15 protein-coding genes and 1 tRNA gene are annotated in these 17,644 nt (G+C 35.7%); 4 read left to right on the forward strand and 12 right to left on the reverse strand.

The genetic code is table 11. The features are described 5' to 3' along the window. From DRF59_RS08020 to DRF59_RS08035, 4 genes are all read right to left on the reverse strand, one after another. The gene (locus DRF59_RS08020; RefSeq protein WP_115958532.1) at positions 1-381 is read right to left on the reverse strand and encodes a GreA/GreB family elongation factor; all 381 of its coding nucleotides are present in this window, start codon (positions 379-381) and stop codon (positions 1-3) included. A gap of 297 nt (positions 382-678) precedes the next feature. Then, the gene (locus DRF59_RS08025; protein ID WP_115958534.1) at positions 679-1,323 is read right to left on the reverse strand and encodes a porin family protein; all 645 of its coding nucleotides are present in this window, start codon (positions 1,321-1,323) and stop codon (positions 679-681) included. 47 nt (positions 1,324-1,370) lie between these two features. Continuing rightward, entirely contained in the window at positions 1,371-1,775 is a 405-nt protein-coding gene (gene arfB / locus DRF59_RS08030) for an alternative ribosome rescue aminoacyl-tRNA hydrolase ArfB (RefSeq protein ID WP_262510610.1), read from the reverse strand. Between the two features lie 14 nt (positions 1,776-1,789). Beyond that, complete coding sequence (locus DRF59_RS08035) at positions 1,790-2,818, reverse strand: AMP-binding protein (protein ID WP_115958538.1); 1,029 nt, start codon at positions 2,816-2,818, stop codon at positions 1,790-1,792. A 100-nt stretch (positions 2,819-2,918) separates the two neighbouring features. On the opposite strand from DRF59_RS08035, the gene DRF59_RS08040 reads away from it, so the two are divergent. Next, a tRNA-Gln gene (locus DRF59_RS08040) sits at positions 2,919-2,989 on the forward strand. Positions 2,990-3,250: 261 nt separating this feature from the next. Here DRF59_RS08040 and DRF59_RS20665 read toward each other — a convergent pair. Continuing rightward, positions 3,251-3,598 carry a hypothetical protein gene (locus DRF59_RS20665; protein ID WP_123873663.1) on the reverse strand — a complete coding sequence of 116 codons (348 nt, stop codon included), beginning with the start codon at positions 3,596-3,598 and terminating at the stop codon, positions 3,251-3,253. Positions 3,599-3,638: 40 nt separating this feature from the next. Between DRF59_RS20665 and DRF59_RS20670 the strand changes: the two genes are divergently transcribed. Beyond that, on the forward strand, positions 3,639-3,905 hold the full coding sequence (locus DRF59_RS20670) for a hypothetical protein (RefSeq protein ID WP_123873664.1): 267 nt from the start codon (positions 3,639-3,641) through the stop codon (positions 3,903-3,905). A 106-nt stretch (positions 3,906-4,011) separates the two neighbouring features. On the opposite strand, the gene DRF59_RS08050 is transcribed toward DRF59_RS20670, so the two are convergent. Continuing rightward, complete coding sequence (locus DRF59_RS08050; protein WP_123873665.1) at positions 4,012-5,313, reverse strand: hypothetical protein; 1,302 nt, start codon at positions 5,311-5,313, stop codon at positions 4,012-4,014. A 585-nt stretch (positions 5,314-5,898) separates the two neighbouring features. Between DRF59_RS08050 and DRF59_RS08055 the strand changes: the two genes are divergently transcribed. After that, entirely contained in the window at positions 5,899-7,320 is a 1,422-nt protein-coding gene (locus DRF59_RS08055) for a tetratricopeptide repeat protein (RefSeq protein WP_115958543.1), read from the forward strand. Between the two features lie 68 nt (positions 7,321-7,388). Here the strand turns inward: DRF59_RS08055 and DRF59_RS08060 are convergent, their stop codons facing one another. The 6 genes from DRF59_RS08060 to DRF59_RS08085 form a co-directional block, all read right to left on the reverse strand. Then, the gene (locus tag DRF59_RS08060) at positions 7,389-8,021 is read right to left on the reverse strand and encodes an HdeD family acid-resistance protein (RefSeq protein WP_115958545.1); all 633 of its coding nucleotides are present in this window, start codon (positions 8,019-8,021) and stop codon (positions 7,389-7,391) included. A 374-nt stretch (positions 8,022-8,395) separates the two neighbouring features. After that, complete coding sequence (locus DRF59_RS08065) at positions 8,396-9,814, reverse strand: amino acid permease (RefSeq protein WP_115958547.1); 1,419 nt, start codon at positions 9,812-9,814, stop codon at positions 8,396-8,398. Between the two features lie 174 nt (positions 9,815-9,988). After that, positions 9,989-10,780 carry a hypothetical protein gene (locus tag DRF59_RS08070; protein WP_123873666.1) on the reverse strand — a complete coding sequence of 264 codons (792 nt, stop codon included), beginning with the start codon at positions 10,778-10,780 and terminating at the stop codon, positions 9,989-9,991. Positions 10,781-10,962: 182 nt separating this feature from the next. Then, positions 10,963-11,577, reverse strand: a complete 615-nt coding sequence (locus DRF59_RS08075) for a response regulator transcription factor (protein ID WP_115958551.1) — start codon at positions 11,575-11,577, stop codon at positions 10,963-10,965. After that, a complete protein-coding gene (locus DRF59_RS08080) occupies positions 11,574-14,468 on the reverse strand; it encodes a sensor histidine kinase (RefSeq protein WP_157967442.1) in 2,895 nt (964 codons plus the stop codon). The genes DRF59_RS08075 and DRF59_RS08080 overlap by 4 nt, the downstream gene beginning before the upstream one ends. Positions 14,469-14,872: 404 nt before the next feature. Then, on the reverse strand, positions 14,873-15,166 hold the full coding sequence (locus DRF59_RS08085) for a helix-turn-helix domain-containing protein (RefSeq protein WP_115958555.1): 294 nt from the start codon (positions 15,164-15,166) through the stop codon (positions 14,873-14,875). 183 nt (positions 15,167-15,349) lie between these two features. Here DRF59_RS08085 and ccoN point away from each other — a divergent pair, with 183 nt between their 5' ends. After that, positions 15,350-17,629 (forward strand): cytochrome-c oxidase, cbb3-type subunit I, encoded by a 2,280-nt coding sequence (gene ccoN, locus DRF59_RS08090; protein ID WP_115958765.1) that lies wholly within the window; start codon positions 15,350-15,352, stop codon positions 17,627-17,629. Positions 17,630-17,644 lie beyond the last annotated feature (15 nt).

A 17,644-nucleotide genomic window follows, 5' to 3' on the forward strand; every position in this document is an offset into this window, starting at 1 on the left:
TTATCCTTCCCAGGCTTCCACTTTCATAATCTCAATTTTCCGGTTTCCGTCCCTGAACGGCCAGTCTATAACATCTCCCACTTTATATCCCACTACAGCCAGGGCAATATCTGAAAGGATTGAATGCTTATTCTTTTTAAGTTTTGCCTTGGTAGACGGTACAAAAATATATTCATGCTCAAAATCCAGCGTATGATCTTTTAAAGTAACTTTCCTGTTTACCGTTACAATATCTTCCGGGAGGTCTCTCCTTAAAACCTGTTTGGCTTTCCTGAGCTCTTCAGCCAGCCTCTGCTCTTCCGGGATACTTACTTTTTTTCTTCTGATGGTATCTTTTATAGCATCATAAATTCCTGTGGTTACAATAATATGATCGGACATCTTTATCAAATTTAAAATTAAATACGGTCATTCCCCGATGATCCAATGTAGAAAGCAGGCATACATCCGCCTCTTCCTATAGATAGAAAACCGCAAAAAAACAATATAAAAAATCCTGAAATTCCCCTGTCTTGGACCCTGACAGGGCTTAATTGATAAAGTCCTTGGAACTTTTCAGAAAAGAATCTGTATGTAAATAAAGTAATGACAGCAACAACCCTTGTTGAAGGCGTATTGCAGGTAAAAAGATGGTTGCTGTCATGATATAAATTGTTGTTTATTCCACAAAGATACGATTTAAAAACGGAATGTAGCGGCTGCACTCAGGGAAACCCTCGTCAAACCTTCTTTCGTATCTTTTCCGAATTCAACGGTTGTACCGTTAAGCTTCATTTTATTTAATGTACCGGCAGTTACCCCAAGTTTAGGACCGATCATAAAGTTTTTAGAAAGTGCATATTGGTAACCAAATCCGGCATCCAGACCAAGGTTTGAACCTGTTCCTTTTACCGTTCCCGTTTTTGAAGTATAAGAAATGACCCCAAGTGCCACATCAAAAAATAATTTATGTTTTGTAGAATCAGCATAATTGGAGTACATAATTGCAGGGCCAAAAAAAGTGATATTATCTTTTGTAGATACGGGAACCGTAACTATATATCCGTTGGAATCATATCCGGAAATCCATCCGTTGCTTGATGCACTGTAATTGGAAAATTTTAATCCTACACTTACTGCTCTCAGGTTATAATAGGCAGAAATATCAAAATGAACACCACTTTTTAATCCTTTAATGTAATCTTTTTCTTCGCGCGAAAGTCCTGACGGCGTTTCAGCAACTCTCCAGGCATATCCTACAGAAGGTACAATTGAAATTTTTTCCTGGGCAAAAGAAATTAAAGAAACCGAAACAGCTCCCAATAGCATGAGTTTTTTTATCATTGGTTAAAAATTTCGGCAAAAATACAGCTTTCTTTCAATACCGCAATCTAAAATTTAAAACGTCGGTTCTCCTTTTTATCAGAAAGCTTCTTTTTATTATCCAGTCTTTTCTGCTTCTGGGCTTTTGACGGTTTTGTAGCGGTTCTTTTTTTGGGGATAATCAGAGCTTTATTAACCAGTTCCAGGATCTTTTCAATGGCTTTATTCTTATTCATGACCTGGGTTCTGTTTTCAGAAACGGACAGAAATAAAACTCCATCAGCATTGATTCTGTTTTGTAGCTTATGCCGGATCAGATCTTTTTGCTCTTCACTAAAAAATTCAGAGGTGCCCACTTTCCAGAGGACTGTGACTGCCGTTTCAACCTTATTCACATTTTGGCCTCCTGCCCCACTGCTGCGGGAAGTTTTAAAACTGAGTTCTTTTGAAAAGTCTTTCATAGTCTCTGATATTTGATAAAAGTCTCCTATTTTCCTGCATTTATCTTTTCATATAATCCGATCCTGTTTATTTTTCCGTTAGGAGTCCGGGGTATTTCATCCATAAACAGAATTTCTTTTGGCTTATGAAAATTTTTCTCAAACGGAAGCTGCAAAATAATTTTTCTAATTTCATCTGATTCATTTCCTTCTATAACCAGCATCAATTTTTGACCCAAACTTTCATCTTTCAGTCCTAAAAATACAGCTTCATTAGAAATTGCCTTTTTTACGAGAGCTTCAAGAGCTTCCGGAAAAATTTTTGCGCCTCCGGAATTTATCACATTATCAATCCTTCCCAGAAATTTAAACTGCTTTTTATTTTTGATATCAACTAAATCGTTAGTTTTTAACAATTCACCGTTTACAGCCGGAGCAAAGATCGTCAGGCAGCCTCTTTCATCCAAACCGATAGAAACATTTTCAAAAACTGTAAAATATTCTTCAGGTTCCGGCATAAGCTGTCTCAATGCAATATGGGAAAGGGTTTCCGACATCCCATAGGTTTCAAAAATCCGGTTTGAAGTATTGAGATTTAACTCAAAGATCTTATTTTTCAAGCTTTCTGAAACTGCAGCTCCACCAATAATCAGATTTTTAATCAGATGAAGTTTATCCAGTGAATTTTCTACCTGTAAAGGAGTCATAGCACAGAAATCTATTTTCTTTTCAAGATGTTCAACCGGTTTTAAGGATGGTTCTGCAACAATCAGTTTTAATTTTCGCTGTATGGAACGCACCACCATCATTTTCCCTGAAATATATTCTACCGGCAGGCACAGCAAAGCAGAATCACCTTTTTCCAGGCCCAGAAAGTTACAGGTCATTACTGCAGAATTGATCATTTTATTTTTTTCGATTTCAAACACTTTAGGAGTCCCGGTAGATCCCGAAGTCTGAACTTTTACCATTGTTCCAGCAGAAAACCAGTCATCCAGGAAGATTCCCACTCTTTTTTCAAATTCTGTATCAAATGATAATTGATTAATATTGAGATTATTGAAGTCTATCTGCATGTTTTCCGTAAATAAAAAGTACAGTAAATGTAAAAAAAAATTCAAAAAGTTCTTGTAAGTAAAGAAAAAAGCTGTAAATTTGCACCACTAAAACAAACAGAGACCCATGGTGTAGCGGTAACACTACTGATTTTGGTTCAGTCATCTGGGGTTCGAATCCCTGTGGGTCTACAAACCATCCTTTTTTAAGGATGGTTTTTTGTTTTTTATCAGTAAAGAAACTCATAACTTTTATGCTGGATAACTAAGCTTTATAAAATACAAAAAACACTACTTAAGCAATGATTTTTGTATTATTACCTCACAACAAAGAATTCGTGAAGTTGCAGGATATTTATCCCTACCTATTAGGAAACACAACATAGAGTAATTGAGCTTTTCATGTTTAAAAGTTAGAATTGTGTAATTTGAGTATTATATATTTTTAGTAATCTAATCATTCACGGATTTAAATTTTCGAAGAGTTGGCCTTACGAAAATAACAAATGCTGATGTTATCATCAATATTCCCAATTCTAATAAAAATCCCCATAGACCCGCAGAAAAATACCTCAAAATGATCTCAGCTGTAAATTCTGAAGAATCAGTCTCCTTATTATAGGTAATCCAACCCGGAAATTTTCCTTTATAGTAATATGTAAAGCCCCCAACCCTGTAATCTTTGAGCACTGTATCTATTTCCTGGTAAATATTTGATATAGAAAACATTGCTAAATACCCTCCTATAAGAATAAAAGCAAGAAAGACTAAAAAATAAGAGAGCTTAATCTGTTGATTCATGATACTTCTCTTTAAAAGAATCAACAGCTTCCAAATCGGAATGAAACCAAGAAAAAGAAATTCAATTTCAATAAGGATTAAAAAAAAAGAAATACAAAGCAAAGATTTACTGCCATTAAAAAATATTGCTGCCACCAGAGGAATTAAAAATACAAACATTGCAATGGTATTAACGCGAAGTATTGTATCTGATAATCCAGTATTTCTTTTCACCATAAAACTCTTATTATTAATATTTCTAATATTCTCTTCTGAACACAGGTCATGTTCATCACTGTGTATCCTGTCAGGAAAAATAGTAAGCTAAATAAAAACTGCTTTTTTTCAAGTTGTTTGAAAAAAAGCAGTTTAAGTCATTAATTTCGCTCTATACCATCTAATAAAAAATTTTGAATCTGATATACTTTTCTTTATTAATTTACTGCAACAGCATAAATCGCATTTTCAGACCATGACCCTCCGACTCCTGTTAATTTAGCACCTGTCACCGTACCGCTGGCCTGGGTATTCCCAACGATATATCTATAAGTTTTAGCGGCTCCGGATGTATTATTAATTTGTATAGTTCCAGTAGCCACATTATATTTTTGACCACCATTATATGGCCCTGCAATCTGAAAACTCATTAATGTAGGTCTTATAACGTCAGGAGACTGAACTCCTGTCTGTCCAATTGTTGTCAGATTCATTTCTGAGAAAGTACTTCTTACAAACATCCAGTCGTTTACAGTGAAATTACCGCTTGGGAAAATTAGTAATGAAATAGTAACCATCCACCTTCCCGGGGGTAAAGTAATAGAAGAGCCAGTGTATCTAAAATCAGAAAATTGAGAAAAAGGCACGTCATATCCTCCACCCAATGTCCCTACAGCAACGTTTGAAGCAGCTCTTTGCCATGTTGCCACACCATTGGCATCTGAAGTTAAAATCTTATTTGCACCCTGTGTACCATCTGCAATTCTTAATGCTCCATTAGTTGTGGAACGAATATCCAGCACATTTGTGGGAGCTGTTGTCCCAATACCCACTCTGCCATTTTTATTTAAAGTCATTAATGGATCCCCAGCAGCAGGAGCTCCTGCAAACAACTGTAATACATTGGCAGCATTTCCCAATCCATAAAAATCATCTCCTGCTGTACTGTTCCATAATGCAAGTTTTTTTCCATTACCGGTTCCTAAATCCAACATATTCCTGGGTGTTGTTGTTCCTATACCCACTCTATTGGTAACTGCATCTACCGAAAATGTACTTCCATCCACGGAAAAATGATTGGTTCCTGTGGTTGCAGTACTTGTAAAGGCTAAAGAGCTGGTTCCCTGGGATACAGTACGGGATCCTGTAAGTGTCCCGTTTGAATTATAAATATTAGTATTTGCAGATACAGGAAGGTCCTTCCATGTCGCAACACCATTGGCGTCGGATGTTAAAACTTTGGCATTTCCCTGCGTTCCATCAACAATTTTAAGTGCTCCATTGGTTGTAGAACGGATATCAAGTTTATTAGAAGGAGTTACTGTTCCTACTCCGACATTTCCGTTACTGAGCACTGTAAAATCATTAGACTGCTGAACTATAGTTGGAACTCCTGTTGAAACATTATCTTTTGCACCATCTACATGAAAAGAGCCTTGAGGATTTGGAGTATTTATCCCTACCTGAGAGAAAACCAAATTAGAGAAAAGTATTCCTGATAAAATGATTATTTTTTTCATTTGTTTATGTTTAAAAGGTTTGATGTTAAATTTTTTTCTTTGTGTGTATTTAGAATCGTACTGAAAACATGACCGGTCCGAAATTTCAGTGCTCGAATTAGATGATGCAAACTTACTGCCTGTGAACAAAAAAAATTCTACATCAAAGACACTTCAAATACAAAAACACTGAAAAACAATAAATTACAACCCACATGAAGTAGCTTTGAAGTAAGCAAAAAAAGTGAATTATTAATTTTCAGAAGCAAAATTTAAAAGGATGAATGGAATTTATAACTACCACACAATGTCACTAGCTATATTATTTAAAAAGCAGGGATCATGAATATCCCTGCTCCTAAACACAAACACTCTCAAACATGAAAGAATGAAAAATATATTTCCTGATAAATTTATCAATATTATTTACTATAAGCATTACTTCAAGTATACTTCACAATATAATGAATTAAAAGACAATATTTTATAAATTAAATGGCATACTTTTGAAGTATGCTTTCTATGGTGTAAAAGTTATCTTTAATTATTAATTTTCTAAATCATATTCATAAAAAAGTTATTTTTGTTTTAATAATTTTAAAAAATATGTTCCCTAATTTTAGAATTAAAACACTTTATCTGGTTTTCTTTTATTTTTCCGTATTTCTCAATGCTCAGGATTATTCTTTTCAGCCCGAACCTATAAAAACAACTTGGGAATATAAAAGTAAAGGTGATTTCGAAGGAGCTTTAAAATTCAATACCAAAGCCCTTTCCCACTATGAAGAAAATAGAGACACCAAGGGGATCATTATGGTATATACAAATATTGGTGGCATATTGTGCAATTTCAGCCGATATAAAGAAAGTTTAGAATATCTTGATAAAGCAAAAAAGGAGCTGAAAAATATAAGATCTCCTCTACTGACAGGAAATTTATATAATGAATATGGTAAAAACTATACCCAGCTGGGATTATTAGAACAATCCAATGCTGCATTCAACAAAGCAGAATATTATATAAAAAAGCTCACTAACGAACGTCAGAAAAAAGTTATCTTATTCTATAATTATTCATGGAAACGTGCAAATTTTGTAAGGATGAAAAATCAGGACTCTTTACAGCATATAGAAAAGAAAATGCTAGCTGTTAACCCCGGCACTCTTACTTATACAAGGATAGCTGATGGTTTTATAGCAAAAAGAAAGCACCTAGATTCAGCTGAATATTATATGAATAAAGCCATGCTTAATTTTAGCAAGGCAAGAAGAACTGAAAAGGGGATTGCATTATTTAGTTATGGTGATCTTTATAATGTAAAAGGAGACCCAAAAAAGGCATTAGAATATTATTTAAAAACGATTGGCTTTTTCCAGCAAACAAAAAATAAAACGGCATTACTTACCGTTTATGACACCCTTTCCAGCGTCTACAAATCTCTCAATGAAATTGAAAAGTCCAATGATTACTTAAAACGATATACAGCCCTTAACGACAGTCTCAACAAAAATGAAAAAGAAGCTGTAAATCTTGCTGTCAATACGTTGGTAGAATTAAACAAAGAAGAAAAAGAAAAAGAAAGAAAAACATTTTATGTTATAGCTCTGGCTATTATAGCCATATTTTCAATATTATTTTATTTTATACGAAAAATCTATATCAAAAAGGAGCTCAAAAAAGATAAAATTATTGAAAAAAAGATCCTGGAAACAGATATTCTTAAATTGAAAGTAAATGACTCTTTTGAGGAAATCATTCAATTGATGGAAAGCAGAAGCCCTTTATTTCTGATCCGTTTCAAAGAAGTATATTCTGAATTCTATGAAAAATTAATTACACATACTCCTGAGCTTACAGAACACGATATAAAATTCAGTGCTTATATCAGATTAAATCTTACCAATAAAGAAATCTGCCAGTATGAAAACATTAGTTTGCGGGGAATAGAGACAAAACGGTACAGATTAAAGAAAAAACTGAAACTTCCTCAAGATGTGGAACTTCAAAAATGGATTCTGGAGCTTTAAGATATTTTTGCTTGATTCAAAAAAAGACCTCGTAAGGAGGCCTTTTTTATTTATAATTTTAATATGTATTATTTTTTGAGCTGATCAATTTCTTCCTGTATCGCTTTGATTCTATTCTTTAATTCCTGGCTAACCTTCCCCGGAATTTTTTTGACTTTTCTTAAGTCTAAAGCCAGCATAATGGAAGCTATTCCCATGAAAATAAAAGAAACACCGGTAAGGGTAACTAAAGAAATTCCTGTAAATACTGGATTGAAAATCAACAACAGGGAAAATATAATACCTCCCACACTGGCAAGAGCAATATTTCCCCAACTCATTATCCTCATGCTTTTCATGTCAAATGCAAAGCCTAATAATTGAAATGAGCGAAACAACAAAGTAAATCCGATTACAAAAGGAAGTACCGTCATGGAAATCTGAGGATTTGCGATAAGATAAATTCCTATTGCAGTGGTTAATAATCCACTCACAAGAAACCAGCCCCAGCCCTGCAGGGATTTACTGTTTTGTAAAGAAAAAAATATTTCTGTGATGCCTGAAAACAAGAATGAAACACTGAAAAAAATTGAGAGTGTGACATACGTTGTCAGCGGCACACTGAATACATAAATACCAAAGATCAGGAAAAGAATCCCAAATAGTAAGGGGATATACCAATGCTTAACAGTATGGGTAAGGGTTTCAAATAAATTAGGCATAAGTGTGTTTTTTAATATCGCCTACTTTGTCACGCGGTGTTCGGCCTGTCCGCGGAATATAGGTCAAATAAAGTTTTATGTTTTCACTTTAATTTGAGATATCATCCGATACTAATTTAGGTAAAAAAAACAGCAAAAACAATAAAAAAGCAGTAATATGCAAATTCTCACTCAACTGTAAACCAAGTCAGAAAAACACATTTATTATTTTAATTTATATTAACGAAAAAATTAAAATTTATCAGGTTCTTCTCTGCTTCATTGCCAGTTTCCAGTCCTTTTATTTCATAATCCAGACTGTTCTTAATAAAATATGGTTTCTGTACCGCTAAAAAGTTTCCAAAAACCATATTCTTTATTGTATTTATAACCTGTTAATTCGGTTTATATAATTTATACATCACAAACAGAAAGCCAATCCATATCGGGATCAAAATTACCTGAATTTCCATTCCTGTAATGCTCATCAACCCTAAGATCAGAAGCAGAAATACAATACAGATATAATTGGAAACAGGATAAAATATAGATGGAAACCTGGATGGTGTTACGGATTTACTGATTGCTCTTTTAAACTTTAAATGGGTATAGCATATCATAAGCCAGTTGATAATCAGGGTAGACACCACCAAGGCCATCAGATATTCAAATGCTTTTTCAGGCACCAGCTTATTAATAATGATACAGATTCCGGCAAAACATGAAGAAACAATGATTGCATTAGTAGGGACTGAATTTTTATTGAGTTTTTTCAGAAATTTCGGGGCATTTCCCTGCTGAGCCAACCCGAAAAGCATTCTGCTGTTACTGTAAACACTGCTGTTATAGACTGACAAAGCAGCTGTTAAAACAATAAGGTTAAGAACATTGGCAATCAATGAATTAAACTGAATCGTTTTACCAAAAAGACTGAATTCAAGACCGTTCAGATTTTGAAATACCATTACAAACGGACTGGATCCTTCTGTAATTTCTCTCCAAGGGCTTAATGAAAACAGGATTACTAAAGCGCCTACATAGAAAATGAGAATTCTGTAAATCACCTGATTAGTTGCCTGAGGAATGGTTTTTTCCGGATTTTTTGCTTCAGCAGCTGTAATCCCGATCAGCTCCAGCCCCCCAAAGGAGAACATGATCATCGCCATTGCTGCAAACAATCCTGAATATCCAGCTTCCGTTTTATTAAACAGTCCTTTTGGGAAAAACCCGCCATCATTCCATAAATTTGAAATACTTGCTTTCTCTCCTCCGGTTCCACTGATCAGTAAATATACTCCAAAGACAATCATCGCAATAATAGCGACCACTTTTATAATAGAGAACCAGAATTCTGTTTCACCGTATACTTTTACTGAAGCCAGGTTCAGGGCATTGATTACAATAAAGAAGAATAAACTTGAAACCCAGAGTGGTATTTCCGGCCACCAGAAATGAATATAGTGACCAATAGCCGTAAGTTCTGCCATACTGACCAGGATATAGAGAATCCAGTAGTTCCATCCGGAAGCAAAACCGGGAAAATTTCCCCAATATTTATAGGCAAAATAGCTAAAGCTTCCCGATACCGGTTCCTGAACTACCATTTCACCCAGCTGACGCATGATAAAAAAAGCAATAATACCAGCTAATGCATACCCTAAAATTACTGATGGGCCCGCCAGTACGGCTGCCGGCCCGATTCCCAGAAATAATCCGGTTCCTATGGCTCCTCCAAGGGCAATTAATTGTATATGTCTGTTCGTTAATCCTCTAACTAAAGTTTCATTTTTTTCAGTTTTTTTCTCTTTGATCATAGAATGAATTATTCGGTCGCTAAATATATAAAAACTTTTCACAGAAATTCACATTCTACGGGCTAAATTGATAATCTGACAATGCGAAAAAACCTCAGCAATTTGCCAAGGCTTTATTCGGTCATAAAAATAAATTCACTTATCCTCATCCGGGAAGTTCCGGATCAGCAGTTCTTACATTTTTACAGCAAGGATAGGCCCGATATTTGAAGCTCTTCCATAAGCTGGAATATTCCAATATCTTGGACGTATTACCGTATTATCCTGATCAACCACCACGAGCTGGCTGATTTTAGCCGCAACCTGGTGGGCGCTAATCGTAGGGACAATATGAGGGCCCTCATTCCCCCCAAATGCCGGATAACTTGGAAAGCTGGCAGATCCAGAGCTGGTTATAAAGTTAAAGTAAATAAATCTTGGGAAACTGGAAGCCACAGTAGTCCCACTGGTAGGATCAATAGGTCTCGCAGTAGTGGTACCCGGAACAAAATAATCATATTGTACATAGTAGTACAGGGTATACATTCCTTTGTTCAGTGTAATAGGACAGTCGGGTATAAATTCCGATACCGGTGGAGTAATGATAGAAAAATTAGGAGACTGGTTATTATTTCCCGTTACCAAGACAGAACCCGGTGCTGGCTGCCAGCTGGCCAGTCCGTTCGCATCAGAACTTAATATTTTACCCGCACCTTCTGTACCGTCAGTAATTTTTATTTTACCAATAACATCCAGTTTTGCAGCCGGCACAGCAGTTCCAACTCCTACATTACCTTCTATAATAGCTCCGTTGGAGGGCCCTGAAATACCTGTATAGGCAGATCCTACAGATGTATTCCCGTTCACCGTAAGTGTATTTGCCGGTGTCGGCGTGTTAACCCCCACATTCCCGGTCTGGCCATACACTATATTACTTAGTGCAGATAAAGCTATAATAAAAGAGCTTCTAATGATCAGATTATTCATATTTTTCCTGGTTAAATCATTCATTAATAAAAAGTGAAAGGAGGTCAACACCTAGCTGTTTACATCCAATAAAATTTTCCACTGTGCTAACTTATTACGAAAAAAGAGAATTTAACTCAAAGATCCTGTACGCATTTTTCTACAAAGATGTACCGGTATTATGACATGACCGGATTTTAATATTAATGGATTTGCCTGTATATCTCAAGTAATTCCACGAGATTGGTGATTTTTAATTTCTGATACACTCTTCTCTTGTAAGTTCCTACCGTTGATTCCTGGATATCCAGAATATTGGCTATTTCAAGATTTCCATTCCCTCTGGCCAAAAGATTGAATACTTCTTGTTCTCTTTCGGATAAAATATCTGCCGGATTTCTTTTTTTTACTCCTCTGGCTATTTCATTTAGTACAGCAGGAGAATAATAATAACCTTCTTTAAAAACAGATTCAACAGCCTTTACAAAAGTTTCAGAATCACTCAGCTTATTTAAAAAGCCATTGGCTCCTTCCCCGATGTATTGCATAGCAATATTTTCTTTGTGAGAAGTAAAGATCAGGATCAAAATATCCTCACAGATTTCTTTAATTTCCCTGACCATAGACTTAAGAATACTTCCAGGTAACTCAATATCCAGAATAACAAGATCAAAACTTTCTTGCCTTACTTTTTCCTTTACCTGCTCATAGGTTTCCGCATGATGTATCTCCAAATGATTAAAATTTTTCTCAAGAATCATCGCTGTACCAAGCCTCACTACGTGATGATCGTCTGCAATCAGTATTTTTTTTGTCATATTTTAATAAAGAGTTTAATAATTGTTCCCTGTGGTGTATTTTTATGGAAAGTCATCCGGGATTTAATTTTCATCATCAGCTGAACGACCATATGGAGACCCAACCCATAATTTTTAAAAGTCAGATGCTCATGTTCATGCTTTTTAAAAAGTCCGGAATAATATTCCCTCTGCTCATCAGACATTCCTGAACCGGTATCAGCAATAGAAATTTCTATATGAGATTCAGTAGAAGTGGCACTTATAATAATTTCACCATCTGAAGTATTTTTAACTGCATTATCAATTATATTATGAAAAATAGCAAGAAGAATATTTTTATTGATATGGGCCTTTACATGATGATCACAGAAATTGTAGATGAATGTATTTTGACGGGCTGCAATTTCTTCAAATAGCAATCTCTTGGTTTCAATCAGATCATAGATTACATATTCCTCTTCAGCAGAGTTGTCCTGTTTGTATAGCTCTGTATATTCCTTAAGACTTAATGTAAATTTATACAGCTGCTCAGAAGTTTTATAAATGCTGTCAAAATATTTTTTCTGGGTTTTCGTATCTTCAGAATGATAAAGTTCCTGTGAGAGGAGCGCGATAAATTTAACAGGAGTAGTAATATCATGGCTTATGCTTTCAATCAGTTTTTTTTGATAGTCTGATTCATGTTTAAGCTTATTACTGGTCTCCTGCAGTTCTTTATCTTTATTAACCAGCGTATTTGTCAGTACTTTATTCTTTAACCTTAAAAAATTGGTTCTGATTTGAACCATTATTACAACCAGTAAAATAATAATCCCAACCAACAGAACTTTAAAAATGGTGGTCTGATAAAAATAGGCTGCAATTTCTACCGGTAAACTTTTATAGACAAACCTGCCGTTTTCAGAAGATAAAAACCTTATCAGTATATGATAATCTCCGGGGGCCGCATTGGTTATCCGGAATATCTTGTCACTTTTAATATCCGTCCATATACTTTCTTCATCTCCTGCAAGCCTTGCCTGCAGATAAATATTATCCAGATCAGAATAGTAAGGGATATCTATATAGACGTCAGCGCTTTTACTTCCTGCAGGCAGAAAGAGTTTATCTTTTAACCGGATCAGCTGTCCTCTGACTTTTGCTCTCTCCATATAAACATCATTGGAACCAGGGTAAAAGCACCTGGCTTTCTGAGGATCAAAAAACACAAAACCCTCCATGGACGGAAAAACAAACTGTCCGTCCTCCAAAATATGAGCACAGGGTTCTGCACTTCCATTAAACTCATTATTTAAAAAACCGCTGTCTTTTGTATAACGATAATAAGTAACTGCTCCTTTCGGAGATTTCAGGTATTGTAAAAGGGTATTTTTATTGACTCTGAACAATCCGTTGTCAGACGAGATCCATAAATTTTCTTTCTTATCTTCCAGTATATAATGGGCATTTGCCAGAAAATCGTTCTTATCGGAGGGAATCCGGATGACCTTATGGTCTTGCAACAGGTAAATTCCTCTGTTATAAGTGGTAAACCATATTTTCCCATCCTTTGTTTTTATAATTTGTTTTACAGGAAGTTTCTTTCCGATTTGCTTTATTATCTTATTCTGACCAAAAGAAAAAACATAGATCCCGTCACTCCCTCCAAGATAAAGAAGGTCACTATTGAACCTGAAAACCACATCTATATTGTCTTTACAGGGAATAATTTTTTGTACTTTCCTGAAATTATCATTATCAAATATATAAAGGTAAAACAGTTTCTTATCCAAAACAGAAGCCATATACAAGCCTCCGCTTTTGTACAAACCATCAATCTCTTTCCCTTTAAAAGAAATGGAGTCGTATTTTGTAAAATTCCTGTCTTTATAACGTCTATGAATGGAATTATTTTCCCTGTACACAAGATTTCCAGAGTTATCCTGAAAGATATACCGTTTATCATAGGACTGGGGTGCTGCATATATTCTTTCAGACCTATTATTAAAATACCTGATGCCTTCCTGTGTCAGAACAGAGCTGTTTCCAAAAGGAATGGCAGCATAGCACACCTCATCCTGATAAGGCAGATTCTTTGTGGATACAAAAAAATCAGAAAGTTTCAGAATCTTGAGGCCATTGATTGAACTACCAATATACAGTTTATTTGAAAACTCATCATAGTACATAGCCCCGGAAATCTCTTTATCAATTTCCTTATATTCCAGTAAATAAGTAGGCTTTAATTCTCCTTTCAGAAACCGGCTTTTGTATATTTTACCTTGACTGATCATAAACACCTGTCCTGTAATCTGCTGCCAGTAGACTTTAGTGTCCTGATCATTATAAATAGCCGGAGCCTTAATATAAAACAAAGATCCTTTATATAAATGAAGTATTTTGTGGTTTACCGGATCAGCGATAAACACATTCTCGCCGTGCACAAATAATCTTTTTAACCGCTCATTCGAAAAGCCGGTCATAAGGATGTTTTTTTTCTTACTTTTTTTATCAACGTAAACAATACTGTTATCTTCAAAATAATAAGATCCTGCCTGTAGTCGGATAAAATAAGAGTTTATATAGTGAGAAGTATATCTTACCGTAATATTATTTTTAACCAGCATTTTATATATTTTGCCCTTTAATGAACCTCCGGGTTCAGAAGTATTAGGAGCAGAAACAACTTCAGGCTGACGGTGAGAGATCAAAAGATTTTTTTTTTCGGAAGTATTGAAGACAACAATACTGTCGTTCTGTATATTTCCATAGAAATCCCCAAAACTCAGATTTTTCAGTTTAAAGTTTTTATACTCTGTAAAATTACTTCCGTCATAACGCATTACCCTTCCCTCCATAGAAAGCCAGATAAAGCCGTATTTATCTTTAACAATATCCTTGACACTGTTTTGCGGCAGACCGTTATCCATATTATACCATTGAGTAGTATAACTTTGGCCGTTAATATATAGAGAAATTAAAAGAAAAATAAAGGAGAGAAACTTCATTCAGTGGTACTAGCGTTGTTTTATCAACAAATATATCATAGAAAATTAAAATTAATGTAAATATTTATCCACAATAATGTGAAATTATTTTTACATAATTATTTATTAATTAATTATCTATTATTATATTTTAGCAAAACCAATACTTGTTCCCAACAATGTCATTTATAATCAGGTGTATAGCTAGAAACACAAGATTAAAACTGTATAATGATCTCCTTCAGATAATGAACCGGAGGTCATTATTTATATATAACAATTAAAAGAAAAACATCGGAAATATTAACAGAGTGTAAATAGCCACCAACAAAACCTACACCTGTTTTCTAGAGATATTCTTTGGGAACTGAGATATTGTTCTTTTTCATGTATTCCAATAATCCCTGATATTTATCTTCATATTCATCTGTCCCACACTTGTGCGAAATACTACAGATATCGGAAGGTTTGATTTCTAAAATATCTGATATCTTAGTCAGGATTTCCAGATTGATTTTCACCTTAGAATTTTCAATATCTGAATATGCTTTTTGGGAGATCCCCATTTCAAAGGCCATATATTCTTGCGTAAGATCCTTGCTCCTACGTATTTTTCTGATATTTTGTCCACATACTTTCATCGCTTTTGTTTTAGTAGTTTTTGGTATAATTTAGAAGATTAGCTATTAGACTCTAACAAAGTTAATAAATACCTTTGGCAAAACATTACACACGTTACATGATATTTATTTTCACTATAGAAAAAGGTTAAAATTAAGCTTTTTTCAGGGGAAATATCACTTCGGTAAACACTATTGGAATTTATGGAGACGCAAAAATTTAATTATGACAATAATATTGTCAGAGCATTCCTCTATGCTACTATCGTATTCGGACTCATCGGATTTCTGTTGGGGCTTACTGCCGCATTGATGCTTTTTTATCCTGAATTACCTGAATTTTTATTTGGTACGGATGACACCACTATTAAAAGCCTGGCTTCCGGAAATATTCAGGGACTGATCAACACCCAGGGAGCAATGGGCTTCGGAAGGATCAGAATGCTTCATACAAGTGCCGTGATTTTTGCTTTTGTATGTAACTCCTTTTTCTGCGGTGCCTATTACAGTATGCAGAGGCTTCTGAAAACAAGAATGTATAGTGATACATTATCCTGGCTGCATTTCTGGTCATGGCAGTTTATGATCATTACCGTAGTAATAACGTTCCTGATGGGTATCAACACTTCTAAAGAATATGCTGAACATGAGTGGCCAATTGACATTCTCATTGCATTCTCATGGATCATTTTTGGGATCAATATGTTCGGAACGATCGCCAAAAGAAGAGTAAGACATCTGTACGTAGCCATCTGGTTTTATCTGGCCACATGGATTGCCGTAGCCATGCTTCACATCTTCAACAACCTGGAAGTTCCATTATCATTTACAAGCTGGAAATCATATTCCGTATACGCAGGAGTAAAAGATGCTCTTGTACAATGGTGGTATGGGCATAATGCGGTAGCATTTGTTTTGACAACTCCGGTTTTAGGGTTAATGTATTATTTTATGCCTAAAGCAGCACAGCGGCCGGTATTCTCATATAAACTATCTATTATCCACTTCTGGTCACTGATCTTCGTATATCTGTGGGCCGGACCCCACCACCTTCAGTACACTGCATTACCCGCCTGGGCTCAGGCTGTGGGAACAGGATTCTCCATTATGCTTATTGCACCATCATGGGGTGGAATGCTAAACGGTCTCCTGACTTTAAGAGGAGCCTGGGACAAGGTAAGAGAAAATCCAATCCTTAAATTCTTCGTAGTAGCAGTTACCTGTTATGGTATGGCTACTTTTGAAGGACCTTTATTGGCAACAAAGTCCCTGAATAAAATCGGACACTATACAGACTGGGTAATCGGTCACGTACACTTGGGAGCTCTTGGCTGGAATGGCTTCATGGCATTCGGAGTGGTATATTATCTGGTACCGATTATGTGGAGAACAAAACTCTGGTCTAAAAAACTGGCTAACTGGCATTTCTGGTTAGGTACCCTGGGAATTATTTTCTATGCTGTTCCTATGTACATATCAGGATTCACACAGGGATTAATGTGGAAGCAATTCAATCCGGACGGAACATTATTATGGAAAAACTGGCTGGATACTGTAACCGCAATCATTCCCTACTTTAAAATGAGATTCCTGGGAGGTATCCTTTATCTTACCGGAGCAATTTTAATGGTGGTGAATGTAATTAAAACCATCAAAGCCGGCTCATTCCAAAAAGAGGTCCCAGCGGAAGCTCCTGCATTAGCCAACATCGGCAGTACAAGAAAAGAAGGAGAAGGAATACACCTATGGCTGGAAAGAACACCTACCCTGCTTTCTGTGCTGGCATTTATTACAGTGGCTATCGGGGGACTTGTGGAAATTATCCCTACCCTGTCTCTTAAGCAAAGTGTACCTACTATTACTGCTGTAAAGCCATATACCCCACTGGAACTGGAAGGAAGAGACTTATATATCCGTGAGGGATGTAACTCATGCCACTCCCAGATGATCAGGCCTTTCCGTGATGAAGTTGTAAGATTTGAAGGTAAAAACGGACAATATTCCAAAGCAGGAGAGTTTATTTATGACCGTCCATTCTTATGGGGATCTAAAAGAACAGGACCCGATCTTCACCGAGAGGGAGGCAGAAACCCGGATTCATGGCATTTTAAACATATGTATAACCCAAGGATTACTTCCGCAGGCTCCATTATGCCCCGTTTTCCATGGTTAATCACCAACAAACTGGATCGTTCCCAAATGGTGGATAAAATGAAACTGATGAAAAACTCTTTTGGAGTTCCTTATACAAAAGCACAGATCGATTCTGCCAATCAATGGGCAGACAACCAGTCCAAAGCAATTGTACAAAGAATCTATTCAGAAGCTACTGATGTGAGAGATCAGATGGGAAAAGAAAAAACAGCAAAAGGATCTTCTTATGTTCCTCTTGAGAAAAGAGAAATTGTAGCGATGATTGCCTATCTGCAAAGACTGGGTACAGATATCAAAACAACACAGATCCAAACAGCAAGTGCTGAGTAATCATTAAATTTTATG

The organism is Chryseobacterium flavum (genome assembly GCF_003385595.1).
GTDB classification, from domain to species: Bacteria; Bacteroidota; Bacteroidia; order Flavobacteriales; family Weeksellaceae; genus Chryseobacterium; species Chryseobacterium flavum.

Coding starts and splice junctions, on each gene's coding strand:
- DRF59_RS08020 (WP_115958532.1), bottom strand. CDS start 381: ATGTCCGATCATATTATTGTAACCACAGGAATTTATGATGCTATAAAA.
- DRF59_RS08025 (WP_115958534.1), bottom strand. CDS start 1,323: ATGATAAAAAAACTCATGCTATTGGGAGCTGTTTCGGTTTCTTTAATT.
- DRF59_RS08035 (WP_115958538.1), bottom strand. CDS start 2,818: ATGCAGATAGACTTCAATAATCTCAATATTAATCAATTATCATTTGAT.
- DRF59_RS20665 (WP_123873663.1), bottom strand. CDS start 3,598: ATGAATCAACAGATTAAGCTCTCTTATTTTTTAGTCTTTCTTGCTTTT.
- DRF59_RS20670 (WP_123873664.1), top strand. CDS start 3,639: ATGAAACCAAGAAAAAGAAATTCAATTTCAATAAGGATTAAAAAAAAA.
- DRF59_RS08050 (WP_123873665.1), bottom strand. CDS start 5,313: ATGAAAAAAATAATCATTTTATCAGGAATACTTTTCTCTAATTTGGTT.
- DRF59_RS08055 (WP_115958543.1), top strand. CDS start 5,899: ATGTTCCCTAATTTTAGAATTAAAACACTTTATCTGGTTTTCTTTTAT.
- DRF59_RS08060 (WP_115958545.1), bottom strand. CDS start 8,021: ATGCCTAATTTATTTGAAACCCTTACCCATACTGTTAAGCATTGGTAT.
- DRF59_RS08065 (WP_115958547.1), bottom strand. CDS start 9,814: ATGATCAAAGAGAAAAAAACTGAAAAAAATGAAACTTTAGTTAGAGGA.
- DRF59_RS08070 (WP_123873666.1), bottom strand. CDS start 10,780: ATGAATAATCTGATCATTAGAAGCTCTTTTATTATAGCTTTATCTGCA.
- DRF59_RS08075 (WP_115958551.1), bottom strand. CDS start 11,577: ATGACAAAAAAAATACTGATTGCAGACGATCATCACGTAGTGAGGCTT.
- DRF59_RS08080 (WP_157967442.1), bottom strand. CDS start 14,468: ATGGATAACGGTCTGCCGCAAAACAGTGTCAAGGATATTGTTAAAGAT.
- DRF59_RS08085 (WP_115958555.1), bottom strand. CDS start 15,166: ATGAAAGTATGTGGACAAAATATCAGAAAAATACGTAGGAGCAAGGAT.
- ccoN (WP_115958765.1), top strand. CDS start 15,350: ATGGAGACGCAAAAATTTAATTATGACAATAATATTGTCAGAGCATTC.